The organism is Nostoc sp. ChiSLP03a, from assembly GCF_034531215.2.
Taxonomy (GTDB): Bacteria; Cyanobacteriota; Cyanobacteriia; order Cyanobacteriales; family Nostocaceae; genus Nostoc.
The window spans coordinates 1-23,175 of sequence record NZ_JAVRBQ020000117.1; the positions used below are offsets into that span (position 1 = coordinate 1).

Consider the following 23,175-nt stretch of genomic DNA (forward strand, 5'->3'; position numbering starts at 1 on the left):
CCCGAGCTTAACAAAATTGAGCGATGTTGGTCATGGTTAAAAAGCCGAATTCGTAAGCAAATAATTCAATTTGGCTGTCTGAGAGATGCGATGGAAGCTGTGCTTCACACAGCGGCTTAACCGCCTTGGCGGTTGCTATAACATTAGGCGGCCCAGAAAGGACTTCTGTTAGTTCCCAAAGGAAGCCATTAGGAAAGGCTGTATGAAAAACTTGAAATGAAGATTCAAAGGTTTCTGTTTCAGAGTCATATTGCTCAGTTTTACCTAAAAACAGGTTATAAGTACCTTCGTTTGCAACATCTTCAGCAGTGAATTGTTGTCCGCCATTGGTACTCATCTTAAACTTATCAGTAACAATAGAAAGCCACTGTTGAGGATTAGATTTATTAGAAGCTTCCATCTCAAAAGTGCGGACTAAATTTTGAGCGATCGCTTCTAAAGAACCTTCTGGATGCTGAAATTTACTCTCTTGATGAAGAAATTCATTGGTGTATGAATAATCGGGGCGTTTTCCTTCTCGCCACTGTACTTCTTCATCATGAGCAATGACTATATCTCTATCTTGTACCCAGAGTGGCAATTCTGTTGTCTTTTCGCTACTCATACAAGCTGACTAATTATAAACATCGTTTCTCAGAATAAAGTTTTATGCATATAAGTAAATCTCAAAATCGAAAAAAGTAAAAAATATTCATAATTAACTCAATAAACTTGACTTATAGTACAAATTAGAATAATAAATACATACATCTGAACACTTACAGCTATCCTATTTAACGTAAGTTTGACAAATATCTTTTTATATCAATTTAGGTCGATCGGGCATCACTACAAGGCAACAAATTGCTGTCCTTAAATCAAATCTAATTGCATTAAATTTCCTTCAGAAAAACCGAGACAGGAATAAACTGGTTTACCTGATGGTGAAGCATTAAGAAGCACTCGCGTGCAACCGATCGCTTTTAAATATTCAATTGCTCTATTAGTTAGCAATTTAGCTATGCCTTGTCTGCGGTAAGATTGTTCAACATAAACTCCCCAAATATACCCAAACTTGCGGTATTCATCTTTGAAAACATTCGGGTATAAACCTGCAAACAGTTGACAACTTGCAGAACCCACGACTGTATTATCAACCTCTGCAATAAAAGCTTTATAAAACAAATCTCGACGTGCTTCTTCTATGAATTTGAGGGTAATATTTTGCCACTCCACAAGTAGATTACTCTCATCAACACCAATATCTAGCCACATTTGATAAAAGTGTTGTGCAATCACTGAATCTTCTTTGGTAGTAGCTTCTCTGATAGTTATATTTTTTTCTGTCAGCATAATTTCAAACAATTTTTGGAACTCACAAATAACTCCTCCCCAAAGTTGGAGAGGAGTTTGTTAGCTTCGGCTAAAAACTAGCAGTTTCACAGATCCGACTCAGACTTTCTGTGCAGTTACTTCCTCTGGCTTTTCTTGAGTTTGCAAAGATGCATACAACCTATTCAACGCATTTACATAAGCTTGCGCGGATGCCACGATGATATCTGTGTTGGCTGCATGACCAGAAAACACTTTAGATTCATAACGTAAACGAATCGTCACTTCGCCAATGGCATCAATACCGGCTGTTACTGACTGCACAGAAAACTCAATCAACTGGTTGGGTACATTCACCACACGATTGATGGCTTTGTAAACTGCATCCACTGGCCCAGTACCGATCGCAGCATCGGTTAATTCTTCACCTTCTGGGGTACGCAGAGTAACTGTAGCAGTAGGGCGGGCGTTGCTACCACAGGAAACTTGCACCAACTCTACTCGGAACAAATCGGGTGCTTGTTGGATTTCATCGTTAACGATCGCTTCCAAATCCCAATCAGATATTTCTTTCTTTTTATCTGCTACTTCTTTGAATCTGACGAAGGCTTTATTTAATTCAGTATCTGACAGATCGAAGCCCAATTCTTTCAATCGAGTCCGAAAAGCATTTCTCCCGGAATGTTTGCCCAAAACGATTTGATTGTCTGTTAAGCCAATCAATTGGGCATCCATAATTTCATAAGTTAACTTGTTCTTTAACACACCATCTTGGTGAATTCCAGACTCATGGGCAAAAGCATTCGCCCCGACAATCGCTTTATTTGGTTGAACCAACATTCCCGTCAAATTAGAAACTAAGCGTGAGGTTTTATAAATTTGTCGGGTGTCGATATTTGTCAGGGGTTCTTGAGAATTTTCTGGTCTGCCAAGATAAGGGTTAAAATATTGCCGCCGCACGTGCAAGGCCATTACCAATTCTTCTAGTGATGCATTACCGGCGCGTTCGCCAATGCCATTGATCGTACATTCTAGTTGCCGCGCGCCATTTTTTACGGCTTCTAAAAAGTTAGCAACTGCCAAGCCTAAATCATTGTGACCATGTACAGAAATAATCGCTTGGTTGATGTTGGGGACATTCTCGATAATCCCTTTAATTATGGCCCCAAATTCGCTAGGAGTTGTGTAACCTACAGTATCGGGAATGTTAACTGTTGTTGCACCAGCTGCGATCGTTCGCTCTAACACTTGGTACAAAAATTCTGGATCGGAACGAGCCGCATCCATTGGCGAAAATTCCACATCTGTCATGAAGGATTTAGCATAAGCTACCATTTCTTCGGCGATCGCTAGTACTTCTGCCCGTGACTTTCGCAATTGATACTCTAAATGAATATCAGAAGTCGAAATGAATGTGTGAATTCTGGCATTAACTGCTGGTTTTAATGCTTCCGCAGCCGCTTCAATATCTGCTTTAATCGCTCTTGCCAAACTACAAACTACCGGGCCATTTTCTGTCCCGACAATTTGAGCAATTTTCTTGACTGCTTCAAAATCTCCGGGACTAGCAAAGGCAAAGCCTGCTTCAATTACATCTACACCTAGACGCGCTAATTGCTTCGCAATAACTAGCTTTTCATCTATGTTCAAAGTCGCTCCCGGACACTGCTCTCCATCTCGCAATGTTGTATCAAAAATGATGATTCGATCTGTTTTGTTTGTCATTTGCCGTTTGTTGTTTAGTGTTTACTTGTGGCTTAATATATCTTCAACTCTAGTTTTTCTTTTACTCTGATTTTTGTAAATAATTGTTAAAGCTACTAACCTTCAGTTTTCTCTATTTGATCTCTGATATCATTTAAATCTATATATCTATCAGTAGCGTTGCGTAGCTCTCTAGCAATCATTCCTTCTGTTGATACTACCGTAATATGTGTATTTTTTGAGCGTAATAGTTCGATTGCTCTTTCAAAATCTCCATCACCACTGAATAATACTACTCGGTCATACTGGTCTACTGTATTAAACATATCTACAACAATTTCAATATCTAAATTCGCTTTTTGTGAGTAACGACCTGACGTATCATCATAATATTCTTTCAGAATTTTAGTTCGTACTGTATATCCTAGACTAATTAGAGCGTCTCTGAAACCTCGCTGGTCTTGTGGATCTTTTAAGCCAGTGTACCAGAAGGCATTAATTAATGTTGTTTCTGATTGCTCATGTTTGAAGTATTCTAAGACTCGTCGCGGGTCAAAAAACCAGCCATTTTTTTGTTGAGCATAGAACATATTGTTTCCATCTACAAAAATAGATAGACGATTCATTGGAGAACCCATACAAATTTACACCTAATAATATATATGAATTTAGATGGAACAATAGATTATAGCAATTTTCAAATGCCTTGTTTGCTAATATCTATAACGTAGTTTTTTATCTATAGCTTTTATCCTACCTCTTTCAAGACATAAAAACGCTTGCAATATTGCAGTTGAGATCCAGGATGTTAACCTGATTCACTTTTAGCACTGCAACAGCCACCCGGCGATCAAAATCTACCCATAAAATTGACCCAGTAACAGCATTCATCGCTGCATAACCCTAAAGTTTACTCCTAAAGAGGTATAACATAGGCTTAAGGTAAGATATAAATTAAACCCGATATTTCGCTAAAGCTGTCAGTATCAGGACACGCTTTCTGGAGATTACCAACATTGCGCCAGAGACAGAAGACAGCCTTGGACTGCTTATGGTATGGCACCCAGTTAGTAACGTACTTGTTTGTTAGGTTAGGGTAAAATCTTGCCAGAACCAAATGCACTGGTAGAGTATATCCGACTCCGATCTATGAGACAATCACTACTTGTAACTCATTCATCAGAAAAAGAATAAATTAAGTAGTGGTTGAGTAAGAATTTTTTGGGGGCTGGCTCTGCCAATAAAATTTTGTTGATGAATAGAAGATACTTTACAAATGTATAAGATTATCATTTAAGTCTTATTTCAATGTACTTACACTAAAACGCGGTCTGAATAAATAAAAGTGTTGGACTAAAATCAATCAGTAACACGATATGGCAGAAGAACCTACATCTACCTTAACTAAAAACTATGTCTCTACTGCCAATAGACTGTCAAGTAAACCAACAAAAGTGACTTCAACAGCATCTGCTCGCCACTCTCGCTGGATGGTTCGCTTAGGTCATTTACTGGCAGGTACTTGGGCAATTGGGGGCGCACTATTGAGCGCTTCTGGTGGGGAATCGGTTCAATTGATGGAAAATCAGGTGCTTTCTGGCTTTTTTCAACTGCGCGGCTTGATCGCGCCTCCAGAAGACATCGTAATTTTAGCAATAGACGACCAGTCAATATCAATTCCCGAACAGTACTATAAAACAGATCCAAAACAGTATGCCTACTTAGAAACACTAAAATCTTATCCTTATAAACGGGCTGCATACTCCCAGGTAATTACAAAATTAATCGAAGCAGGTGCCCGCGCTGTAGCATTAGATGTAGTTTTTGATACGGCAAGCAGCTATGGAGTTGCAGACGATCGCCAATTTCAGGCAGTACTGCAAAAATATGGTAATAAAGTTACCTTAGCAGCCGTCTACGAAAACTCCCAGACGCACCAAGGGTCTTTTACGCAACTGACAGACCCACAACAAATGTTTCGTACAAAGTCAGTATCCATTGGTTCAGTTAATTTTCCTTTAGAAGTAGATGGAAAAGTTCATCGATTAGCGAGTGAGTATCCCAAATTATTAGGTGAAGATAATTTATTTACCAAAAAGCGACTCTCTTTTGATGAAGCCGCGCTGAAGGCAGCGCAAGTAAATTATCCCCGACCAAAAGGCGATCGCATTTATTTTTGGGGGCCTGCGGGTACATTTGAGCAAAAACCTTTTTGGCACGTACTCGACCCGCAAAACTGGAACAGCTATTTGCAGCAAGGAAAGGTGTTCAAAGACAAAATCGTGCTGATTGGTGCAACAGATCGGTTACATAATGATTATTATCCAGTTGCTGGTAGTAATAGTACTGACCCGATGTCGGGCGTAGAAATTCACGCCAATGCAATCGCAACTTTGATGACAGGAAAAGCGATCGCCCCAGGAATTAAGAGTCCACCATTGCAGGGTTTGTTTGTGCTAATGCTAGTTGGCAGTTCAGCCTTGATGATTAGCAGACGCAAACGTAGCATCCATAGATTTTTCTATAGCCTCGCCCTGTCTAGCGCTTGGGGAGGAATTAGTTATGGATTATTTGTCTATGGTCAGTTAATTTTTCCCACTAGCGTACCAGCGATCGCGATCGCCATGACTGGAATTTCCTATTTGGCAACTTCAGTCATCAGAGAAAGCATCAGAAAACGCCAATTAGTAGACATTTTTCAGAAGTATAAAACTTCACCCGTTGTCCAAGAGATTATCAGCCAACAAGATGATTTCCAACACCTAATCCAGCAACGAGATTTAGCCTTATCAGGGAAAGTCTTGGCGAGACGCTACAAAATTGTCAAAGTTCTCGGTTCCGGTGGATTTAGTGAAACCTACATTGCCGAAGATACCCAACGTCCTGGTAATCCGCGATGTGTTGTCAAACAATTAAAACCAGCCAACACCAAACCAGAAGGATTGCAACTTGCCAGACGTTTATTTCACTCAGAGGCACAAACACTAGAAAAATTGGGAAGGCACGCTCAAATTCCTCAACTTTTGGCCTATTTTGAAGAAGATGAAGAATTTTATTTAGTCCAAGAACAGATAATTGGTCATCCTTTAAATCAAGAACTTCCAGCAGGTAGAGCAATTGAAGAAATTGCCGCGATCAAAATTATCAGGGACTTATTGCAAACATTAACATTTGTCCATGAAAACCACGTGATTCATCGGGATATTAAACCCAGTAATATCATCCGGCGACACTCAGACGGAAAACTGGTGTTGATTGACTTTGGAGCCGTTAAGGAAGTTGGCATCAAACAGCTCGATCCTCAAGAGTCCACCCCTTTCACCATTGGTATTGGTACTCAGGGTTACGCACCAAGCGAACAATGTTTTGGGCGTCCACAGTACAGTAGTGATATCTATGCAGTTGGCATGGTTGGGATTAAAGCCTTGACTGGTGTAGCACCCCGTGAGCTAGATAGAGACGCAAATGGGGAAATCAAATGGAGCGATGCCTACGGCGGTAAACTACACACTCAGGTCAGCCACTCCCTAGCTAAGATTCTCAGTAAAATGGTGTTGAATGACTTCAAAGAGCGATATCAGTCTGCATCAGAAGCTCTTAAGGATCTTGAAGCTATTAAAGTTCTTGACAATTTGGTAGATTTCCAACAGAGAGACTATATTCCACAAGATGACTTATTAATGAATACTTTAGACGATTTAGACATACCCACAAAATCTTACTCAGAAGGACAAGAAACTTCTAAATAAAAAAATCTCCAATCACTCTGGAAACTGTTCTTAAGTAGGCAAAGCCAAATCTGATAGTTGTATTGGATACAAAAATTTGGATAATTTAATTTTTGGAGTTGCAAAAGTATAATCGGGCACGAAAATAGGGAGGTGAGAAGAAGAGACTTCTTTCAGAAGTCGGGAAAAGGGGAGGGTGGGGTCCCCTCTGGGGATAAGGGGCGGGGTAAAGGGGGAAAGGTTTGTTATTTTCCCTTTTCCCTATAAAGATGAATCCCTTTTCCCACAAGAGTGCAAAAGTTCTTTTTGCAAGAGACTCTATGAGTGGAACTCACAAGGAACTATAAAAATATCTCTTCCCCAGTTCCCAGTTCCCAGTCCCCAGTCCCCAGTCCCTATTTTTAAGGCAGGTCTAAGGATTTCCCCCTTCTCATTTGTGGCTTTTTCACTCAGTCCTGCACATGATTTAATTTAACGACAGAAATTCTTCTCCTGTCGTGGGATGAATGCCTATTGTTTCATCCAAATCTTCCTTGGTAATGCCTTTGCGAATTGCCACACCTAAACTTTGAATGATATCTGCTGCATGTTCGCCCACCATGTGAGCGCCCAAAACTTGCCCAGAATCACTATTTAGCACTAACTTTATAGTGGTTGGCTCATCCTGTTCGATCATCTGATACAACAGTGGTTGGAACTCGGTGCAGTAGCATTCTACAGATTCACCAAATTTTTCTCGTGCTTTCGCCTCCGTCATCCCCACACTAGCCGCTTCTGGACGGCAAAAAACAGCAGTGGGCACATAATCATAATTTAGTTTTTGCGCCTTGTTCCCAAAAACTGTATCGGCAAAGACAATACCTTCTGCCTTAGCCACTGGAGTCAATTGCACGCGGCTGGTGCAGTCACCCACAGCAAAAATGTTTTCTTGGCTGGTGCGACTGTATTCATCTACTTTGATTGCACCATGTTCGCCAAGTTCAACATGGGCATTTTCCAAACCAAGATTCTTGGTATTTGGAACGTAACCTGTGGCAACTAAGATGGTATCTGCTGTAATTATTTCTTGGCTCTCACCAGTAATAGTTAACAACAAACCCTCTTCTGAGTATTTGATTTCTTGAACAGTGCTATTGGTGAAAAACTTAATTCCACGTTTAATCAACCCCTGTTGTACAGCAGAGCAAATGCGATCGTCAAACCCCGATAAAATCATCTCGTCTTTTTCAATCACCGTCACCTCACAACCGAAAGCGTGCATCATACTGCAAAATTCTACGCCAATGTAGCCACCGCCAATAATTGCTAAACGTTTTGGCAGATAGGGTAACTGGAACATCTCGCGGGATGTGATGGCGTATTCTATACCTGGGATTTTGGGCTTAAGGGGTTGTCCTCCCACAGCAATTAAAATTTTGTCGGCTGTAACTTTGCGTCCATCAATATCGATCGTATGAGTATCGATGAAAGTGGCATGTTGAGAAATTAATTCAATTCCAGCTTTTTGCAATTGCTGAAAATAGGATTGGTTAACGCTGTCAATATGCTGATGTACTGACTTAATAAATAATGTCCAGTCAAAGTATGTTTGACAGTCACTCCACCCATAACTTTGTGCGATTTGATTTTTGAGGGCGAAGTCAGCAGCGTAGACAATCAGCTTTTTGGGAACGCAGCCGCGATTTACACAGGTGCCACCAATAGCTTCTTGTTCGGCAATGGCGACACGTACACCATAGCTAGCTGCTTTTTTAGCTGCTGCCAATCCCCCAGGCCCAGCACCAATGACAAACAAATCGTAATCAAATGTCATAAAAATCTGTTCCTTTTTCACTTTTTGGAATGCAGAGCTATTTCATACCTTATAGTTATTCACACAAAACTTCATCTACTGTCTTTGGGTGGACAATTTGGGATGAAAGCAGGCTAATATTTAGCAGATTGCCGCATTAATAGTATTAGATCGAAAAGAATAGCGATCGCCCAATGATTACTAAGTTATATTACACTTTATTGACAAATAAAGCATCTTGTTAAGTAAAAAATTAGAAGTGCGATCGCTAGCAACAAGTTGTAACCCATTGCCTAATTTGGGCAGCAGCCATGCTAAAAAACAACTGGAAATGCGATATTTACAGATAATTATGGGCAATTTAGTAAAGTTTGCATCTCCTGTGCATCCCTTGTCATTCCCAATTGCTCAAAACTATTAATAGCCTGAGTAGATAATTGGCAAGCTTTCTGGGCACTTCCCCACCTTCTCTCCCAACGCGCAAGAGAACGTTGATAACGAGCCAAACGCCGCTTATTATTACTGCTTTCGGCGACAGTTAAGCCTTTAATTAATAGCTTTTGAGCTTCATCGCGATCGCCTTGTTCAATTGCAATATCAGCAAGCCAATTTTGAGCAGAATTAATCACCCGATACCAATTAATTTTTTCTGCACTTTTCATCACATCTTGAAATAGCTTCTTCGTTAAAAGATATTCCCCTTCTGAATAAAAGATTTCAGCCCGATGATAAAGAACGGGAATAAAATAGCGGATATGCTGTCGCTCGTCTAGATTCGCCTCAATCACCAATTTTTCTTCTACTGTTAGCCAGTGGTGTGCATCTATATAATTATTCTGTCTGATTCGCAGTCTAGCCATATTTTCGGCTAAGTCAGCTTGAACGCATGAATCTGCATGGTCGCGTAAAACCCATGCCCGCTGCAATATTTCGTCTGCTTGTATGAGACTTTGGGGCGAACACTCCCGAATTAGCAGCCAGGTTTTGCGGATCATGAATTTTACTAAAGATGACCATTCACCACGTCGTTCTGATTGTTCTATCAGCCATTGCAACCAATCGAGGCGATCGTCCCAATAAGCATAGAGATTGGCGTAGTGGTTCAAGAGCAACCATAAATCTTTAACTTCTGCATAATGGTCTTGGTTTTTACACCAATAAAGTACTGCCCGTAGATTTCCTTCCTCTTCCTTTAACCTGTCGTAATGTATCCAGTTCTCCCAATCTTCTCCACCGTAACTGTAAGCAAAATTTAGATACCATCTCACCCAACGCATCCGTGCTTCCCTCTCAAAATCTGGGTAAGCGGCTAATTGTGCTAAGGCATACTCACGAGTCAGAGAAAGCATCTCGTATCGCTTAGTTTCTGGGTTAAAATTCACTAACGAAAGTTGCTGCAAACGTACCAAGCCATTACTGACAGAATCAGGAGCAGATGTCAGTCCAGCAACTTCAGCCACAGCAGCTTGGATAGGAGCGTCAGGAAAAATCGCCAGTGACATGAGTAACTTGTGTGGTGGTTGTTCCTTCGTACCTTGCACCGATTGCTCAAAGCAAAAACGAGCCACATCGCCTGTAGCGGAGGCTAACTGCTCCAATACAAAGTTCAAAGGGTAGCCACTGGAAACTTGACCGAGTGCGTAGACAATAGCGAGGGGGATTCCTCCAGTGCGATCGTAGAGCAAGCTAGAGTCTTCATCTTGGATAGTTATACCTTTCTCTTCTGCTTGTTGCTGAATCAACTGCAAACCATCATTCAGGGGCAAGTTTCGCAGACTGATTGGCAGCAGGGCAATTCGTTCGCGGGTAGTAATTACTACTTTGACGCAAATGGGTAAATTGTATAGAAATTCTATAACCTCATCCCTGTCCTCTATAGTCTCCATATTGTCCACAATCAGAAGCGTTCGCTGTTTAGAAAGACATTGGCGTACACGCTCAAATTGGTCATTGGGAGGAGATTGAATAATAGTAGAGTCGTTTAAGGCATTGGCAATTACCCGAAAAATCTCGCGCAGGTTACGCTGTCCTTGCTGCCGTTGCAAAATCATATCGGGAATCAGTTCTTGTTGTTTGGCTGAAGTGAAAATAATTGCATCAAATTTAGGTGCATCAGAACTGTTTTTGTTACTAGCTTCTAAGCACAGGTAAGCAGCTGCTAACACCAACGCCGTTTTCCCTACGCCACCAATGCCATGAACTGTAATCATGTGAGCGCCATGCTCTGGCAAAAGCCTTTCCAGTAGCTTTTTCATATCTGCCTCGCGCCCAATAAATTCTGTATAGGTTGGTGATGGCAGATTGTGGGGGATAGAGGTGCTTTCGATACTAGATGCAGCAACACCTCTGCGATATCCATGTCTCTCTAGAATGTAAATAAGGTTGCTCGATCTAACGCTGTTGTCTGGTTCTCCTGTCAAAGTTTCAATATCTCGATAGATATAGCTCAATCCCACTCTCACACTAGCGTTTTCCCTGCATAAGTCCTTACTTATGTTTGTCAAGCTATACCCACACAGTAACCCAAGTAACAGGTCTTTCTTAGTATTTTGCCTGTATCGTTCTTGAATTTTAGACTCCAAGTCAGTCAGTAAACGATCTATATCCCAATCCTGTAAAACCTTTTGATACCAGGCTTTAGACAGATTTCCACGCTCTGACTGATCTGACATAAATATCACCCTATTAGTTTTGTTGTTAAATGTTGGTTAGCAACATTTTAACTAACAAAAGTTTGAGTATGTTGTATTAGTAATTTTTAACTAACAAATTTTTAACATTGTTCATTACGCTATTTAGGGTCAATTTAGTAGGCTAATTATTAAATTAATAATTGTTGTTAACAGTCAACAAAGGAGTACTGAATGAATAAACTAATTCAAACTGTAAGTATCTTGGTTGGTCTAAAACAATCTCGACTTTATTTTCCTGAAGAAAAACAAGTCTGTGTCTTTAATAAACTTCCGACACTTTACCGTGAGTTTACACCAAAGTCTGTACAAGAATCAATCAACGAATTGCAAGAGCGATTAAAAACTCAAGATTTACTTGCAGAGATTACCGGTAAATTTGATTTAGAAACAGACAAGGCAGTAAAAGAATTTCAAAAAAGAAATAATCTTTTAACAGATGGAGTGGTTGGCCCGCTAACATGGGCTTGTCTTTTGTACCCAAAACTTTCTCGGAGTCAAAAAATTAAGTCCCCAGAATTAAGGAATGCGGTTAAGGAACTGCAAACTATCCTTTATGATGAAGGATTTTTGAAAAAAGAACCTACTAGCTATTTTGACAGTGCGACAGAAAGAGCAGTGAAACGCTTCCAAAGAATTTATGGATTGAAAAATGATGGCATTGTTGGGGCAGCGACTTGGGCAGTATTGCTGGGAATGCGACAAAAAATTGATAAAAGCTTTCCGAGATTAATTTATTTTTTGTCGCCGCAATCATGGTTTTTATGGGAGCAATTTTTGATGATTTGTTGCATCCTATTGGGTATTTTTTATAGCCCTATACCAGGTCAGACTCCTAAATTAACTACTGCTTTAGCAACTGCATATGGACTCACCTGTGTAGTACCTTTTTTGTTAGAAAATTTTCCCCTGAAGCCTTCACTTAAGCCTAGCTTATCTGTCTTACAATATGCTCCATACGTGTTAACTGGTATCTTTTGGAAACCAATTATCAATTTCTTGGGGCAATTGTTTAGTTAACCATTCGGTAGTTGCATAATTGATCAGCGCTCAAATTTTTACATAGTGCTTTTAAAAAGTGCGATCGCTTCCCTCCGAGCGTAGGCGATCGCACTTTTTGAGAAGTACAACACCAATATTGAGTGCAGAATAACATAGTTAAGAAATTGGTGAGGAATGGAACAGTTGTTCGACTCAATTATCAACCTTCTTCCTCCCAATCCTCAATCTGTAACCCATTCACACGATTGAATTCACTCTTATTGTGGGTAACTAAGATTAAATTATGTGCCTGAGCAATTGATGCAATTTGCAAGTCATAAGGCCCAATAGGCGTACCTAAAGTTGCCAATTCAGCACGAATTCGACCAAAAATTGTGGCGGCTACATCATCGAAACTCAAAGAAACAAAATTATTGAGAAAAGCTAACTGTAAAGCTAAGGTGCGTTGAGGATTCTTGCTTCTTATCGCACCATAAAACAGTTCAGCCTTAACAATTGAACAAACAGCAATATCCTGTGGTGATAAAGACTCTAACCGTCGTCGCACTCCAGATCTTGGACGATTTAGATAAACAATGCAAGCATTGGTATCTAATAAATACATCACTCTAATGGCTCCCGTACTTCATAGTCACCTTGGGGATATCTCACCAGAGGATCATCTTGCAGACAACCAGCCGTCTGTTCAAAAAAACCAGGAGGCCACCCCAATTCTTCAGGTGTTTTTACCTGCACTGGTGCTTCAATGTTACTTTTTGCTGCAAACACCTTCAGAGCATCAACAATTACTTCCTCTGGCGAAGCATACTTACCACTTTCAATCTGAGTTTGGATGAATTGCTCTATCTCTGGATTTAAGAACACATTCATAGATTTATTTACAAGGGTGCTTTTCCATAACTATTTTAGTCTGAGGTGAGATTGTAACTGAAAATTAGGCTGTTATTTATATGCTTTGGCTCAAAAGTGCGATCGCACATCGAAGACACCCTACTTCTACCCATCGCTGAAATAGAAAAACGACCATTCAAGAATTAATTCGCTTTCTTCTTTGCGTTAGGTAAAAATCAAAAACAAAGGCGGGTGCGGGGATTGAACCCGCTAATCCCCACAATGGTGGAGACGTAACCGATAATCCTAAATTCTTCGGCCCCGAAAGGCAAGTTGCGAACAAGGATAACCCGCCATGAAGTATGAAGGATAAAGTTTTTCATCCTTTACCCTTCAGCAATATCTACAATTCACCCGTAGCTAGCATCTGGATGATCCGAGGCGTACCTGGATCAAACCCTGCCAAATCCCAAGAAAGCGAATCTTCAGGATCTACCAAGGTAATTTGGTAAGGTGTCAAGGTGACATACACCGCCTTGACGTTGGGATTTACCTTTTTGCGGTACTCCTTCAGCGCTTGACTTGGATGCTTATATCCAGCCCAGCTTTCCGAGTCAGTCCAAAAGCAAACTACATCTGCTTTGAACTTATTCTTAATCATCCAGTCATAAGCTACAGACGCATCCGTTCCACCGAAGTTTTGATTGCTAGCTTTGCGAACCGCAGAACTAAAACTATCTTTGGCAGTGATACCCAATTCTCGGAATTCGGTAGCAAAACCACGAATCATGTAGTTTTTCTCTGCTTTTGCTGTCACCAGTGCCATTGTGGTGGCAATTTCACAGCAAGTCAATCCCATATCTGCAACCATACTACCCATAGAACCGGAAACGTCTACGGCGTGCATGAATACTTTACCTGTGGGTTGCACAACATCAAAAGACAGTTCAACCGCCTTTTCTAATATGTCTACAATCCGAGGAACTGGATTCCAAGTTTTCTTACTGCGTCCTAATGTTCCACCAGATTCATAAATTTTGAGTGCTTTCAAAACATCAATCGGATGGATGCGACCTTTACGCAGATGTTCTCTGCGATTAAGAACTGCTTCCACTTGCTGCAAATTAGCGTTTTCATCGGCTCGCAACACACCTAGTTCAGTTAAAGAACCCAGGTTACGCAACATTGCACCTATTGGCATTTCCTGAAATAGCAGTTGCCAAGCAAGCTTGTCCATTTTGCCTACAGGTGCAGCCATTTCGTGGGTTAAGCGTCCTTGGGAAATCGCTTCATGGGTTTGGGTAGGATTGCGCTTGAGCCACTCATACCACCAAATCTGCGCTAACGCCTCCGAGGGGATATCTGCTGGCAATTCTTCCCAGCCTCTAACTACCCACTCAAATAGTTGACGGTGATTTTCTGTAGGCGGTTTGACATGGAACAACCGCAATGCATCCCGGTGGGAGAAGCCTTGACGCTGTTGATATTTCAATAGTTGATAAGCTAAACCCTTGACATCTTCCCTTGATAGCCAAGTTTTACCAGCTTCCCGCACTACTTTGCCAAATCCCCGCAGAGATTTGGTGTAGTTCAACCATTCGTAGAAGTGGCTACCAGTGCGGACAATTTGTGGGAAAATTTCACCAAACGCCTGTTTTGCTTCTGGTGCTTCACCCATTGATAGCAACACTAAAGCCAAGATAGGCGCGCTGTTATTGATGGCGCGTCCATCGCTAGCATACAAAATTTCTTCTGCTACACGGCCAGGATTTTCGGCAACAGCTTGTCTTACAACTGTCACAAAATCCTCAGTTAATTCCTGTTTGCCAGCGTAGTAAGTGCTTTTTGCTGTGCCAACCAATAAACAACGGCGCAGCATTTTCCAAATACCAGCATCAAACATCCAGCCGCCGGAACGTCCCTGAACCATTTCTGCTTCTCGTCCGGGGATAGGTTGATTTTGGGGTGTAGTTGTTTTCTTTTTAGTGAAAAAATTGTAATTCATCGCTTCATCTCCCGGCCCTTGCGGGCAAAAATGAAAGGTGGCGGAGCAGGATTTGAACCTGCGACCTCTCGAACCCTAATCGATAACCCTAATTCGTCGGCCTTTGCAGGCAAGGGGTGAACAAGGATGTTTAGCGCTCTACCTCTGAGCTACCCGCCACATGAAAATTCAAAATTCAAAATTCAAAATTCAAAATTCCGGACTAGATTTGGTGTAGTGGAGCGGGATTTGAACCCGCGACCTCCCGCTTGGCAGGCGATAACCCTCAATTCGTCGGCCTTTTCAGGCAAGGAGTGAATAAGGATGTTTAGGCGCTCTATCCACTGAGCTACCCACCACATGAAAATTCAAAATTCAAAATTCAAAATTCCGGACTAGATTTGGTGTAGTGGAGCGGGATTTGAACCCGCGAATGCTCGTTTTTAACGATAACCCTCAATTCGTCGGCCTTTGCAGGCAAAGGGTGAATAAGGATATTAAGCGCCTTACCACTTGGCTACCCACTACATATAAATTCAAAATTCAGCATTAAATTTGCTGTAACGAAGTAGGATTCTTACCTACACCTCCAGAAGTTTGATCGGGGGTGTTTTAGTTATATGCGATAACCCTCGATACGTCGGCCCTTGGGGGCAAGGTGGGCGCTCTGCCATTTGAGCTATTCGCTACTGCTGAAAGCTAACTCCCTCATGAAAGTTGACTTGTATTATTAATGTAGTATATGTATTATTTGTTGTCAAGTGCTTTGGAAAGAAAAGTCTGAGAAGTATAAGCAAGCCATTGCTTAGAATTTAGGGAGCAGATTATTCGAGATGTATGGCGCTTATTTTCTCTGGTAAAAACTTTTGCGCGTAGTTTACCGCCGTAGGCATCGCAGACCAATCTTATATAAGCAAAAAGTTAATAAGCCTATAACACTTACTAAATAAAGCTTTTGCCGAAAATTTTGCCGCGACTTTGCCAAACGATACAAAAAAGTGTCTCAATTTTTGCCAATATAATAATATTATTTCCCAAAATTCACTTGGCAAAAATCGGCATGAGTGAGAAACCCATAGAAGGTAACGGCAAGGCTTTTCTCGTTCTACTTTTGCCCATCTCGTTTTTGATTATTTTCCTAGTTACTACCTGGAGAATTTTACTGGCGGTAATTGTGCTAGTAATTGCCTTCAAGCTTTGGCAGGAATATCAATGGCAACAGTGGACTGTGCGAGTTAACCCAATTTTTCATCAATTGGTTCGTGAAAATCAAGGCAGACTGACGCCAATGGACTTGGCAATCAGGGGCAATTTTCCTGGAACAACGGCAAAACGCTACTTGGATAGTAAAGCCTCGGAATTTGGCGCCAGTATAGTCAACTCTGAAGATGCAGGGCAGTCTTATTACTTTATAACTGCCAGCATTCTCGGTAATATTCTTGATAGTAGTGAGCCTGTTAAAGAACTTCCGGCTCAACCAGTTACTAAAACAGCGCGATCGCTATTAGCACCACCACCAACCCCGCAGGAGGAAGAACCAGAAACCGAATCACTTCCACAGCCAACAGATGAGGAAGTTAAACGATCGCTGGAAAAACAGTTAATTTTTGGCTCTCTGATTCAATCTGAACTTGCGAAACGGCTCAATGTATATTCCAGCACGGTTTATAAACGGCGAAACGATCCAGAGTTTCCTGAGTGGAGTCGCAGCAGAGACCCTGATGGTATTGCCTGGTCATTCTCGGAAAAAACTAAAGAGTTTTTCCCAGTGGAGGAAGGATAACAATTCAAAATTCAAAATTCAAAATTAGAATTTTGGAATTTTTGTTTGTAAACCCACAGCTTCGTTGATGGAATTTAATCCGCTTTGTTCTAGCTTGGAAAGTAAACCAGCTAGAATTCGGCGTACCATCATTGGCCCTTCGTAAATCCAGCCTGTATAAACCTGAATCAAGCTAGCACCAGCAGTAATTTTTTCCCAAGCATCTTCTGGGGAAAAAATACCACCAACACCAATAATTGGGATTTGTCCTTGAGTTTGCTGCCAAATAAAACGAATTACCTCAGTGGAGCGATCGCGCAATGGTTCACCGCTAATTCCGCCAGCTTCTTCCTGGGGTGATTTGCCAGTTTGGTCAATCGCCTGGGTTTTCAGTCCATCACGGCTGATGGTGGTATTAGTGGCGATAATTCCCGCTAGCTGGTAGGTTTTAGCAAGAGTTATAATGTCAGCGATCGCTTCCCACGATAAATCTGGGGCTATCTTGACAAAAATTGGTTTTTGTGTAGTATTTTCTTGTTGTAATAAATCTAAGATGGCACTGAGCATAGAAGCATCTTGGAGCGATCGTAACCTTGGTGTATTGGGAGAAGAGACATTAACAACAAAATAGTCTCCCAAATCCTTGAGTAAACGAAAACTTTCGAGATAATCCTGTGCGGCTGCTTCTAGGGGAGTTATCTTAGATTTACCCAAATTTATCCCTATGGGTATCGATCGGATTAACTCGTGCTGTCGTTGTTTCAAACGTGCCGCCATTACTGCTGCACCACTGTTATTAAAGCCCATCCGATTGAGAGCAGCTTTATCCAACGGGAGGCGAAACAAACGGGGACGCGGATTTCCGGGCTGCGCGTGAAAAGTTACAGTTCCTAGTTCTGCAAAGCCAAAACCCAGGTTAGACCAAATGCCAGCAGCGACTCCATCCTTGTCGAAGCCAGCCGCTAACCCTACCGGATTTGGAAAGTTTAGCCCAAATAAATTTTGTTCTAGGCGGGAATCGTACAGACATAAAGACTGCTTTAAGCGTTGGTTTATCCAACTAGCAGGGGTTTGCGATAGCCAATTAAAACTGCGAATCGTCTGCTGATGTAACCACTCTGAATCGGTTTTTACCACATTAAACAAAAGCGGACGAATAGCAAGTTGATAAATATCCATTTTAATCCTTAACACTACGCTAATTCGGTAGACTGCCGCGCTTTTTCTTTAGCTTGACGGAGTTCTTCTTTAGCTTGACGGAATTCTTCTTTAGAATGCCGTGCTTCGTCTTTAGCTTGTCGGAGTTCTTCTTTAGCTAGTCGCACTTGTTCAGCAAGCTGCCTTATTTCTTCGGTAGAATTTCTCATTTCTTCAGCAAACTGCCGCACTTCTTCGGCAGAATTTCTCATTTCTTCAGCAAGCTGTCGCTGCTCTTCTTGTGAAAGCCTGGTATCTTCAGCAGACTCTCGCTCGTTTTCTTGTGAGAGCCTGGTATTTTCAGCAGACTCTCGCTCGTTTTCTTGTAAAAGCCTGGTATTTTCAGCAGACTCTCGCTTTTCCTCTGAGACTTGTCTTTGCTCCTCTTGAGCATCGGACGAAGTTTCGCCCATTTACCTGGCACTCCATAATCTAAATTTAACGAACCTGTTACCTACAACTTTTAGCAAACACCTGTGGCAATATTACTCAGGGTGCTTTTCTGGGCATCTTATATATTACAAGTTATGTTAACCAATAAATCAGATGGGGCAGCCGCAAAAACCTATAGCCGCCGAACAACAGATCCTCTCTTTAGGGCGCGTCCTCCAGAGTCTCAGAGAAGAAGATGATGTTGACGTTCTGATTGAAACTACTATTTCTTATCTCAAAGAAGAGTTTGACTACAAACTGATTTGGATTGCTCTTTACGATCGCCTGAATCACATATTATTCGGAAAAGGGGGCATCACACCCGATCGCGATATGAGCTTTTTACGCCAAAGAGTTGTTCTCAGTCCTGGGGATTTATTAGAGCAAGTAGTAATTGAACAGCATCCTTTAGGCGTAGCTGATTTGCAAACTGAAATCCGCGCCGCCGAATGGCGAAAAGTTGCCGAAAAATTCCACATCCAAGGAACGATTATTTTACCGATTCGCTACAAAGACCGTTGCTTGGGTTTGGTATTACTCGGTTCAGAACGCTGGGGCTACCTACTGGCAGGAGAAACAAAAGCACGTTTGATGATGGTTTTAGGTGAACTAGGGGCAGTGCTTTATCAAAATGAAATGCATAAGCACCAAAAGCAAACCAGGCGAACTGACGAGCCATTATTAGAATTGCTAGAAAATTTACGCACCCTCAGTAATCTGAATCAAAGACTTGAAACAGCGGTGCAAGCAACTCATAAATTTGTCTCCCCCAGCCGGACAAATGTTTACTGGTTTGAGCGCGAAGGGCGCTACTTTTGGTGTCGAATGAGCAATCAGCTAGTCAAAATGGATCGCAATTCTAGCACTCAGCAAGCAGCGGGAATGACTGTACAGGACTTGAGCGATTTTTATTATGCTTTGGCAGTTAACCAAATAGTCTCCATTGGTGATGCCCGCAGTTCTTTAAAAAGCCATTTTACGGCTAAATTGCTGCAACGTTTGCAGGTGCGATCGCTTCTGGCAGCTCCGATTTTCTGGCAAAAAAACTTAGTCGGTTTTCTGGCGGTGGAAAGCAATGAACCTCGCATCTGGACGGACACAGACAAAAATTTTGTCCAAGGTGTTGCTGGTTTAATTTCTCTAGTTGTACCTACCGAAAGCATGGAAGGTACAATTAAACAGATTCAAGAAGATGCTCAACTGACTAGCCAAGTTGCTCAAGGTATCTATAGCGAACATGACCTTCAGGTAACTTTACATAATTGTGCTAAAAGAGTTTTAGCTCGATTAGGTGCTACCCGCTTTTTGCTGTTGCAGTACGACGCCGAGCATAAGAATTATCAATTTACTTACCAAAGTCAGCCCCAAAATCGTCGTCCGTTGACATTTACCCTTCAGACCCTCAAAGAATCAGATGGGCAGCTTTTGCAAGGTTCAACTCAAGCGGTGGAAATTGAGAACTTAGATGAAGATTTACGCTTTTTTAACTGGCGACCCTTGTTATTAGAGAATAATGTGCGATCGCTACTTGTTTGTAAATGCACTCACGAGCATATACCAGCAGCACTTTTGGTGATTACTCATGAAAGCCATCGTTCTTGGACAACTCTAGAAAAAGAATTGCTGTGGGCTGTCAGTCAACAGATTGGTGTAATTGTTCGTCAGTGGCAATTACATAACCGCACTACCCAACAGCAAAAAACTTCCCAGGCCTTTGAGCAATGCTTACGCATCCTGACACAATCCCAGAACAGCATTGAGGTCGAAAAAAAGCATTTAAAACCTACAGCACTCGAACAAATAGCCTCAATTTTGGGCTGTCCCTTAGCGCTAATGCTATCTTGGGCACCTGGTGAAAGTCGCGCAGAAATTATTCCTGGAGTGATTGACAATAGCCAATTTGGGATTTTTTCTGATGTATCTATTTCTATCCGAGCTGAAGCCTTAATTCAGTGGGCACTTGCTACAGAGAATTATCTGACTTTGAAGGTGGATAATTTACCTCCAGAAACCCGGAAATGGTTGAATGTTCCAGACAAAAGTCAAATTTTGATAATGGCATTACGTACAACTGCTGATTATGAAACCACTGGTGTCGTGTTGCTTGTAGACTATCAAGAGCGTCGCTGGTCAGAACAAAACCTTAGTGCAACAGCAACTCTGATTTCTCAATTAGCTTGGTGGCGTCGTGAAAAGCAAATTACCCGACTTTTAGAATCCACAACCGAAGAATTACGACAACTCAACTGGTACAAACATCGTCGTCTAGAGGAAATTCAAAGAATAACGGCCCATTCCCTGAAACAAATACACGATTTGGGCATTCCTGCTAATGAACTGACTCAGATGCGCTACCAGCTATTGCTGCGGCAGTTAGATCATACAGCCACCTCCATGAGTGGAATGCTAAAACTTGAGAACTGGCAGCTACATATTAGTTGGGAAACTATGCCCATAGCTAGTTTACTGAAGCGATCGCTCGAACGGATCGACAATTTACTTAAACAACAAAAGCTGTGGATTGGCGTACATGGTTTGGGACAACCAATTGACGAGCAAGAAGCACCCAAGAATTCTTCATTAGTTAGAGGCGTTCCTCCCTCCAGCGCTCAATCTGCAATGGCGATCGCTGGTGATATTGTCAAAATTGAATTAGTGATCCATGAATTATTGGTTACTGCCTGTAACCGTTCTCAAACCGGTAGCAGAATTGATATTTGGTGCCGCCGTTTAGATGCGTCAAAACCCTTAGATATAAAATATTCTTCCTCTACAACTGGAGGGGCTGAACATCAGACATCGCTAGAACTATCGATCACATATAACGGTGCGATCGAACCACAGCTACTCACGGAACTACATAATAATACACCCAAAGATGTGCTTGCTCCTTCCTACCTCGACCAACCACCAGCTTTACATCTGGCGATCTGCCAAAACCTCATGCAAGAACTAGGAGGAGAGTTGAATTTCTATCAGTTACCAGATAATCGGGTAGTCAGTCGCTTGTTGTTGCCGTTAGCTATTCATGATTCTTAAGACCAATTCGTAATTCGTAATTCGTAATTCAGAAAGTCAGATATGGCCTGGCTTTCGGGGTTTGAATATGTTGCCTCATTTTAGAGAATTGGTATTAGAACCCTGTCTCCTGCCTCCTGTTATACAGTGACTTGCTTGCTCATCAAAGGATGCTTTGGCAGCAACATCACTTATGTGAACTTTTCTCTACTGAATTTGTGAACTTTTCCCTACGGAATCCTTACGTAAATTCCAATTAAAAAATGCTCTTTTTTACTCTAGCTTTACAAGAAACTAGTGGATGCACGATTAGTATAAATATGTAACCAATTGAACGCGCACTGAACATAATAACTGAATTACTTACACGGTTATTACTTATATAAAACTGCGCCGATGGTAAATAAAAATTAGTCCTAAATAGAAGATTTCTTCTACATAAGACAAATATGGCTTGAAAAGTTCCCAAGCTGACCATCCTGTTTGCCTATGATTTGTTCTTACTTATGAGCAAGTCAGTAGACAAACGTAACAAATTTGCAATCTTAACATACTCAATAAAAATAGGAAATTGTATGAAAAACTACACTAAAATTGTAAAGCGTTTTTTTGCATTGGCTACTCCAGCGATCGCTACTTCGATATTGGCAACCTTACCAAGCCAAGCTGCTACCATTGCATATTCTGAGTCCAAATTCAACATCAACAACTTTAGTACTAGCCCTTCAGATGTTAGGACTTTGACTGATAATGTAACCACAGCAATTAGCACAGGTGGTCAAGTAACTGCTGATGCTAACGCTGAGGCTAAGTTTAATATCGATGCAAACAACTCTGCCTCCAATTTGTCCTTCAGCCAAGCTCAAGGTCAGGGTGATGGCTATACAGGATCGGCGGAAAGCTTTGCTGGGATTATCGGTTATGATTTCATAGTTGACAAAGAGTTTTCTTTTGATTTCAGTGGCTTATTTAACCTGAAAACATCCATTGATGATACAGTGACTGAACGTGCAAATGCTCGTGGAGAGTTTTTATATCAGTTATACGACAGCGATACTGGTAATCTTTTAGACTATTTCAAGATTTCTGGAAATTTATCAACTATAGGTAACAATGATGCTTTTGTATTTGAACCGAGTAGTAACATAACTCTTGATTCAAATCAGACTACTATTGATAAATCTTTTGGCGGAACACAGGAATATGCTTTGACTAGCTTTAAGGGTAAATATTCCCGTACTTTCGATAAGTTAACTCGTTTAACCTTAATAGAATCTAAAAGTAATCAGGTGAGCGTCTATACTGTCCCAGAACCCTCAACAATTCTAGGTTCGCTGTTTACTTGCACTATGTTTGGTGCTGTCTCAATACGCAAGCGTAAAAGAGCTTCTTCGCTTGCGTTGTTGGTTAATAAGGATTGATTTAAGGTCTATAAAACTTTCTTTTGTCACTGCTCATATAACAATACGGTTCAGTTAAGCCCAAAAACCTGATGTGAGACGCGATAATCGCGTCTTCAAAGACCAATAATTCTTAACTGAATCGTATTGGACTATATCCGAAAGCGCTCAGAATGCGATCGCTCTTATACCAATTTTTTATAAAGCTGCATAGAATTCGATCCCCCCTAACCCCCCTTTTTAAGGGGGGAACCGGAAAAACATCTATCAAAGTCCCCCTTTTCAAGGGGGATTTAGGGGGATCAAGATATGTGCAACTTCACA

The 23,175-nt window shown here is 41.4% G+C and carries 15 protein-coding genes, 3 tRNA genes and 2 pseudogenes; 6 read left to right on the top strand and 14 right to left on the bottom strand.

Translation table 11 applies throughout. The features are described 5' to 3' along the window. A pseudogene (locus RMY32_RS19720) lies at window positions 1–120 on the top strand (IS630 family transposase); the annotation flags it as partial. Between the two features lie 19 nt (window positions 121–139). On the opposite strand, the pseudogene RMY32_RS19725 reads toward RMY32_RS19720, so the two are convergent. The 4 genes and pseudogenes from RMY32_RS19725 to RMY32_RS19740 form a co-directional block, all read right to left on the bottom strand. Then, a pseudogene (locus tag RMY32_RS19725) lies at window positions 140–604 on the bottom strand (SnoaL-like polyketide cyclase); the annotation flags it as partial. Between the two features lie 248 nt (window positions 605–852). Further along, window positions 853–1,332 (bottom strand): GNAT family N-acetyltransferase, encoded by a 480-nt coding sequence (locus RMY32_RS19730; protein WP_322710028.1) that lies wholly within the window; start codon window positions 1,330–1,332, stop codon window positions 853–855. A gap of 99 nt (window positions 1,333–1,431) precedes the next feature. Next, on the bottom strand, window positions 1,432–3,036 hold the full coding sequence (locus tag RMY32_RS19735; protein WP_322710029.1) for a 2-isopropylmalate synthase: 1,605 nt from the start codon (window positions 3,034–3,036) through the stop codon (window positions 1,432–1,434). Window positions 3,037–3,131: 95 nt separating this feature from the next. After that, on the bottom strand, window positions 3,132–3,653 hold the full coding sequence (locus tag RMY32_RS19740; RefSeq protein ID WP_041565194.1) for an NYN domain-containing protein: 522 nt from the start codon (window positions 3,651–3,653) through the stop codon (window positions 3,132–3,134). Window positions 3,654–4,391: 738 nt separating this feature from the next. Between RMY32_RS19740 and RMY32_RS19745 the strand changes: the two genes are divergently transcribed. Further along, entirely contained in the window at window positions 4,392–6,764 is a 2,373-nt protein-coding gene (locus RMY32_RS19745; protein ID WP_322710031.1) for a CHASE2 domain-containing serine/threonine-protein kinase, read from the top strand. Window positions 6,765–7,209: 445 nt separating this feature from the next. Here RMY32_RS19745 and gorA read toward each other — a convergent pair whose 3' ends face one another. Beyond that, a complete protein-coding gene (gene gorA, locus RMY32_RS19750; RefSeq protein WP_322710032.1) occupies window positions 7,210–8,556 on the bottom strand; it encodes a glutathione-disulfide reductase in 1,347 nt (448 codons plus the stop codon). A gap of 329 nt (window positions 8,557–8,885) precedes the next feature. Then, window positions 8,886–11,207 (bottom strand): NB-ARC domain-containing protein, encoded by a 2,322-nt coding sequence (locus tag RMY32_RS19755; protein ID WP_322710033.1) that lies wholly within the window; start codon window positions 11,205–11,207, stop codon window positions 8,886–8,888. A gap of 192 nt (window positions 11,208–11,399) precedes the next feature. Here RMY32_RS19755 and RMY32_RS19760 point away from each other — a divergent pair, with 192 nt between their 5' ends. After that, window positions 11,400–12,245, top strand: coding sequence for a peptidoglycan-binding protein (locus tag RMY32_RS19760; protein WP_322710034.1), 846 nt, complete (start codon window positions 11,400–11,402; stop codon window positions 12,243–12,245). 181 nt (window positions 12,246–12,426) lie between these two features. On the opposite strand, the gene RMY32_RS19765 is transcribed toward RMY32_RS19760, so the two are convergent. From RMY32_RS19765 to RMY32_RS19790, 6 genes are all read right to left on the bottom strand, one after another. Beyond that, window positions 12,427–12,834 carry a type II toxin-antitoxin system tRNA(fMet)-specific endonuclease VapC gene (locus RMY32_RS19765; protein WP_322710035.1) on the bottom strand — a complete coding sequence of 136 codons (408 nt, stop codon included), beginning with the start codon at window positions 12,832–12,834 and terminating at the stop codon, window positions 12,427–12,429. Beyond that, window positions 12,831–13,097, bottom strand: a complete 267-nt coding sequence (locus RMY32_RS19770) for a hypothetical protein (protein ID WP_322710036.1) — start codon at window positions 13,095–13,097, stop codon at window positions 12,831–12,833. The genes RMY32_RS19765 and RMY32_RS19770 overlap by 4 nt, the downstream gene beginning before the upstream one ends. Window positions 13,098–13,461: 364 nt before the next feature. After that, window positions 13,462–15,063, bottom strand: coding sequence for a TROVE domain-containing protein (locus tag RMY32_RS19775; protein ID WP_322710037.1), 1,602 nt, complete (start codon window positions 15,061–15,063; stop codon window positions 13,462–13,464). A 37-nt stretch (window positions 15,064–15,100) separates the two neighbouring features. Then, window positions 15,101–15,222, bottom strand: a tRNA-OTHER gene (locus RMY32_RS19780). Window positions 15,223–15,272: 50 nt separating this feature from the next. Further along, window positions 15,273–15,402, bottom strand: a tRNA-OTHER gene (locus RMY32_RS19785). Window positions 15,403–15,444: 42 nt separating this feature from the next. Then, window positions 15,445–15,570 (bottom strand) — tRNA-OTHER (locus tag RMY32_RS19790). Between the two features lie 532 nt (window positions 15,571–16,102). Between RMY32_RS19790 and RMY32_RS19795 the strand changes: the two genes are divergently transcribed. Further along, window positions 16,103–16,825 (top strand): hypothetical protein, encoded by a 723-nt coding sequence (locus RMY32_RS19795; protein WP_322710038.1) that lies wholly within the window; start codon window positions 16,103–16,105, stop codon window positions 16,823–16,825. Between the two features lie 24 nt (window positions 16,826–16,849). Here the strand turns inward: RMY32_RS19795 and RMY32_RS19800 are convergent, their stop codons facing one another. Both RMY32_RS19800 and RMY32_RS19805 read right to left on the bottom strand, forming a co-directional pair. Then, window positions 16,850–17,983, bottom strand: coding sequence for a quinone-dependent dihydroorotate dehydrogenase (locus RMY32_RS19800; RefSeq protein ID WP_322710039.1), 1,134 nt, complete (start codon window positions 17,981–17,983; stop codon window positions 16,850–16,852). Window positions 17,984–17,997: 14 nt separating this feature from the next. Continuing rightward, the gene (locus RMY32_RS19805) at window positions 17,998–18,414 is read right to left on the bottom strand and encodes a hypothetical protein (protein WP_322710040.1); all 417 of its coding nucleotides are present in this window, start codon (window positions 18,412–18,414) and stop codon (window positions 17,998–18,000) included. A gap of 133 nt (window positions 18,415–18,547) precedes the next feature. On the opposite strand from RMY32_RS19805, the gene RMY32_RS19810 reads away from it, so the two are divergent. Together RMY32_RS19810 and RMY32_RS19815 are read left to right on the top strand one after the other, a co-directional pair. After that, window positions 18,548–21,472: a GAF domain-containing protein gene (locus tag RMY32_RS19810; RefSeq protein WP_322710042.1), complete on the top strand. Its 2,925-nt coding sequence runs from the start codon at window positions 18,548–18,550 to the stop codon at window positions 21,470–21,472. 554 nt (window positions 21,473–22,026) lie between these two features. Next, window positions 22,027–22,872: a PEP-CTERM sorting domain-containing protein gene (locus tag RMY32_RS19815; RefSeq protein ID WP_322710043.1), complete on the top strand. Its 846-nt coding sequence runs from the start codon at window positions 22,027–22,029 to the stop codon at window positions 22,870–22,872. Window positions 22,873–23,175 lie beyond the last annotated feature (303 nt).